This is a genomic window from Aeromonas salmonicida subsp. salmonicida, assembly GCF_001643305.1.
In the GTDB taxonomy this organism is placed as follows: Bacteria; Pseudomonadota; Gammaproteobacteria; order Enterobacterales; family Aeromonadaceae; genus Aeromonas; species Aeromonas salmonicida.
In genome coordinates, this window is sequence record NZ_LSGW01000008.1 from 1 (window position 1) to 4434 (window position 4434).

Below are 4434 nucleotides of genomic sequence, written 5' to 3' on the forward strand. Positions count from 1 at the left end.
GGAACTGGGGGCGATTCAAACATCAGTTAAACCAATACCTATTTGAACAACTCGTGGATTACTCGATTTCCATTTATTCCCTTTCATCAAGGTTTGAGCATGGCGGCGATAGTTCTTGATGATTACATAATCAATACCGTTGATATTCTTGGCATAAGAAATAACGCCTAATCCACCTAAGCCTTTGGCAGTTTGGGCAGCCGTTTTAACGCCATCTACCAAGTCGTGGTAGCTCTTAGTTGTACCCACTGCATCCTTACCACCCATCTCAGAGTAAAGCGTCTGCAGCAGCTCTTTAGCCTCTGCCAATGAGAGTACAGCTATATCAGTTGGTGCCATGGTGTATACAACCTCTAGCGTCTTCCCCTGAGCAAAGTCATAGGGAGGCCAATAGGCATTTTTAACCGGTATCTCTACAGGCGTGACAGGTTGTGGTGCCGGTGCCGCTCGTCCTGCTGGTGCTTGGTCACCAATAACTACTGTCCCAGAACCAATGATGACACCGCCGCAATCAACTGCTCCGCCAGTTAAGGCTGCGGGCATTCCGTTGATAAAGACGGTAGAAGAACCTGATGCAATTGATCTGGGGTGTGGTGGATTATTTGGTTTGTCATGAGGAGCGAGGGGATCACCAACACGGGCAGCAGGAATACCGTCTATGAACACATCGGGCGACCCTGCAATGATAGCTGTAGGATGAAACCCATCATGGTCTGTACCAATATCACCTACTTTCGCAGCCTGTTTTGTCATCTGGATTCCTCATCGACACGAACAAAATATGCTCACGATATCATGGGCGCAAATGCAGCCCTAGATGCATGTTTCTGATTTTGTGCAGCCTGTGACAAAAAACGTCACAGATAAGATCAAAAAGAATTTGGTTTCCCTTAGTAACGATTACAACTGGTAGGCTTGTCGACTTTGTTGACGAAGAAGCAGAGCTCTCTGAGATGATGAAACAAGTGGTTAAGGCGAAGTTTGAATGACGACTGTGCATGTCTCATGGCAGATGCGTGCCAGTGGATTGGTGGTCGCGTTACTCGGGATCGGTGGCGTTTGGATGGCCATGATATATGGTTCTGAATTCTTGGATCTGCTTGCACTGACACCTGCAGATCCGTTGCGAATGAATGACTGGCGAGGCTGGTTTGCAATCTTCATCGGCTTACTTGCGACCCCATTCATGCTGTATGCCGGTGGGAGATTGATGTTTTCCATTGCCATACCTGAGCCAGACCTTTCTTCAACGGCTGTTAAGCGACGGGGGATCGTTGTCATTGCTCTGATTATTGTTGCTGCTGTTTTGGGACTGCTGACGCAAAAAGCCAGTATGTCGAGTATTGAGCGTTTGGGATGGGAGCAGTGTTACGTCAAACAGACGAGCTGGCGTTTTGGCAAGGACCTCTACTCCCAAAATTGTGGTGCGCAAGGTCTCATGAAACTAGATCAGGCTTTCGACAAGCTCTCTCTGGAAGCACTGAAAGAGAAGCTTAACAAAGAGATGTTTGAGCAAAAATGAGTAAGGGCCTTAGAGGCCCTTCGTTTTACTCGATGATGGGGGATAGCTGGCTGGCCAACTGCTTGGCTTGTTGGCCATGTCCTGTCATGGCCCCGCTGTTACCGGGTGCTGGCCCGCTGCCGTGGGTATGGCCGGCAGTGGCCGCGGCCAGCTGTTCCACCACGTTCATCAGCTGCAGCAGCAGCCTGAAGATGTTCACGCCCTCGGTCCCCATCCACGAACGGGGCGCCTCCAGGTGTTGCAGCTCGCCGGCAACAGCCCGGCGCAGCTGACCCACCACCTCGACCAGATCCCCCGCCGTGGTCTGGCTCATGTTGCCCAGACTCCCCAGGATGAGATCATCACCTGCCAGCAGCTCGATGGCCCCCAGCGCCTCGATGAGCTTGAACCCGCCCACCGCCTCTATGCTGTGCTGTACCACCTGCAGTCGATGCTGGCCATGTTCCCCCAGGTAGTCGTCACTCTGGTGGTGCATCTGCAGGGCCTGGTCATGCAGGCGCCGGTCGGTGTGGCGGCTCAGGTTGCCCACGGTATCGGTGCGGCTGAACACCTCGGCCCGTTGTTGCTGCAGTTGCTCGCCCGGGGCGATGTCCGGCAGGGCCCAGCCGCTGCCGAGCACTGTACGGATAAAGGGCCGATCGGCCCGCCCAAAGGCAAAGCCCAGTTCAACCAGTGTCCCCTCGATGGGGAACTGCAGCAGGCCTTGCTCCTGCCCGCCGAACTGCACCGGCAGCGGCACGGCCCGATAAAGTGGGGCGGCTTTGTCTGGTTGGCCATCTTCGCCTAGCAGTTGCACGTCCACCGCATAGCGGGGGCGAAAGGGGTCATTGAGCTGGCCGGCGCTGGCCTGATCGCTGATGGTCTCGACCCGCCCGAACTTGGGCAGGTGCATCTTGTCGGCCAGCTCCGGGAACTCCCCCTCTATCTTGCGCCGCTCTGGTGACTTGGTGACCTTGCCCGGGGTGGCCGTGGTCAGGGTCATTTCGTCACCCTTGAGCCGCACCCGTATCACCCGCTTGCCGTTGAGGATGGTGCCGGGACGGATGGCCGGCACTGGTGACAGGGTCAGGGAGTCGCCTGCCTGGCGGCCTGACCAGGCGAGATCAAGCATGACCTCCTTGTCATGCCAGCGGCTGTCGGCGTGGCTGCCGACGAAGATGGCGCCATCGGGTTGCTGGTACCAGACAAAGTCAGGCACCTCAAAGGCGCGGCCAGCGTTATCGAGCAGCTGATAGCCGGTGCCCGCGCTGGTGAAGTTGGGGATCGGCCGGTCGGTGTAATCGCGGCCCTTGGGCAGCAAGAAGGTCAGCCCGGTTTGGTCGGTCAGCCAGGCCAGCAGGCCGCGCAGGGTGGCGTGTTGCTGGCTGACCGGCAGCCGAGAGCCCAAGGCGCCGGCCAGCTCACGGCACAGCAGTTTGCTGGCGCCATTGGCGGCAGGCTGCACGTCGTACACGTAACCGGTGAACCAGCGGCGCAGGTCACCGTTATAGCCGGTATCCAGGGTGAAGGTCTGCCCCTTGCGGGCGGTTCCCTCAATGGTCAGGGCGGCGCGGCCGCCGGCGTTGATGTCCAGCACCAGGTCGTGGTCGATGAGGTGCACCGGTTGGCCGGCGAGGGCCAGTGAAGTGGAGAGTTTCATGCCAGTACGTCATCCATCGGTTTGAGCACATAGCGCTCGAAGCTGCTGAGATCCGGCTCACCATCCCCTTTGCCACCACCCTTGGCGGCACTGGTGTTATCGGTGCCCTGGCCCACGGTCGGGGCCGTCTTTGGCAGGCGTTGTTCGCGCTTCTCCGGTACCGAGTTGAACTCCTTCAAAGTGAACTGCACCTGCCAGGCTAATAGCCCCTCTTGCTCGCTGGCAGTGATGCGCCCAGCAAACTTGGCCTGGCGCACCTTCACCGACTTGGCCAAAAGCGAGCCGACCCGGTAGACGTGGCGCTTGCCGCCATCGCCCTTGGCATCGGCCAACTCAAACAGCCGGCTCAGCATGCGCTCATCCTTGAACGGGATGAGGCCGGAGACGTCGAGCTCCTTGGCCTTGGCGCCCTGTTCGGCGCTGCTGGTCGAGCTGGTCTGGCCGCTCTGGTCCTTGTCCTGAAACTGCATCGACGCAGAGACCCGCATCGATTTCATGATGATGGGCTCGCCATCGAGGGTCAGCATGGCTTGGCTCATGGGGTTAACTCCTGCCAGAAGGTGAGCGGGGAGGGGGAGAGCAGCAGAGCCCCAACAGTCATGCTCTGGCTGTGGTCGGGTGGGGAGCTCTGCCCGAGCTGGGTGGCGAGGCTGGCCACATCCCCCTGGCCTTGCCAGTGCCAGAGCGTGCCGGACAGCTGGCCCAGCTGGGCAAGGGTCTCGGCGAGTTGTGCAAGGCGAGCGGTGCGGCGGGTCGCCAGCCCCTGCAGCTTGGCGATCGGGGTCTGGCTATCCCGGGCCAGGCTCTCGAGCTGGGCAAGCGTTGCCCCCAGCGCCATGCGGGCCGGGCGCAGTGGCTCCCAGAGCAGCGGCTCATCGGCGCGCCAGCGCGGCACCTTGGCCGCCGTGGGCTGGCTCATTGTGTCATTGTCGGCGGTGAGGCGGCGCAGGGTGGCGCACCACTCTGGCAGTGGCAGCAGGGGGCAGAGGATGGCCAGCTGCTTGGCTAGATCCTCGGCGCTGTTACCAGTGACCAGCCAGGCGAGGGCATGCAGTTGCCCGCTGGGCAGGAGGGGGTCGGCCCCGTCCTGCAGCTTGGTGGCCAGGGTGGCCACCGCATTGGGGGCGGCCAGGCTGAACTGTTGCCCCTGTGGTTGGCCGACCCCGTGCTGATAGGGGGTGACGGTCAGACAACGGCCAGTGACCAGCAACCGGTCGAGCTCGGCGCGCAGACCTGCCAGCGCGGTGGCCGCATCGCTTAACGGGTGGCGGCG

Annotated in this window: 5 protein-coding genes; 1 reads left to right on the forward strand and 4 read right to left on the reverse strand. The window is 59.8% G+C overall.

The features are described from left to right. Positions 1–15: 15 nt before the first annotated feature. The gene (locus AXW79_RS24085; RefSeq protein WP_238325321.1) at positions 16–753 is read right to left on the reverse strand and encodes a type VI secretion system PAAR protein; all 738 of its coding nucleotides are present in this window, start codon (positions 751–753) and stop codon (positions 16–18) included. 232 nt (positions 754–985) lie between these two features. On the opposite strand from AXW79_RS24085, the gene AXW79_RS00705 reads away from it, so the two are divergent. Next, positions 986–1522 carry a hypothetical protein gene (locus tag AXW79_RS00705; protein ID WP_005322266.1) on the forward strand — a complete coding sequence of 179 codons (537 nt, stop codon included), beginning with the start codon at positions 986–988 and terminating at the stop codon, positions 1520–1522. 25 nt (positions 1523–1547) lie between these two features. Here AXW79_RS00705 and AXW79_RS00710 read toward each other — a convergent pair whose 3' ends face one another. The 3 genes from AXW79_RS00710 to AXW79_RS23515 form a co-directional block, all read right to left on the reverse strand. Continuing rightward, complete coding sequence (locus AXW79_RS00710) at positions 1548–3161, reverse strand: hypothetical protein (RefSeq protein WP_011898568.1); 1614 nt, start codon at positions 3159–3161, stop codon at positions 1548–1550. Further along, complete coding sequence (locus AXW79_RS00715; protein WP_005321890.1) at positions 3158–3700, reverse strand: baseplate complex protein; 543 nt, start codon at positions 3698–3700, stop codon at positions 3158–3160. The genes AXW79_RS00710 and AXW79_RS00715 overlap by 4 nt, the downstream gene beginning before the upstream one ends. Continuing rightward, positions 3697–4434: hypothetical protein (locus tag AXW79_RS23515; protein ID WP_238325320.1), on the reverse strand; the 738-nt coding region annotated here is incomplete at its 5' end. The genes AXW79_RS23515 and AXW79_RS00715, both read right to left, overlap by 4 nt.

Excerpts from the sequence above, each read along its gene's own strand:
- AXW79_RS24085 (WP_238325321.1), bottom strand. The coding sequence starts at position 753 with ATGACAAAACAGGCTGCGAAAGTAGGTGATATTGGTACAGACCATGAT.
- AXW79_RS00705 (WP_005322266.1), top strand. The coding sequence starts at position 986 with ATGACGACTGTGCATGTCTCATGGCAGATGCGTGCCAGTGGATTGGTG.
- AXW79_RS00710 (WP_011898568.1), bottom strand. The coding sequence starts at position 3,161 with ATGAAACTCTCCACTTCACTGGCCCTCGCCGGCCAACCGGTGCACCTC.
- AXW79_RS00715 (WP_005321890.1), bottom strand. The coding sequence starts at position 3,700 with ATGAGCCAAGCCATGCTGACCCTCGATGGCGAGCCCATCATCATGAAA.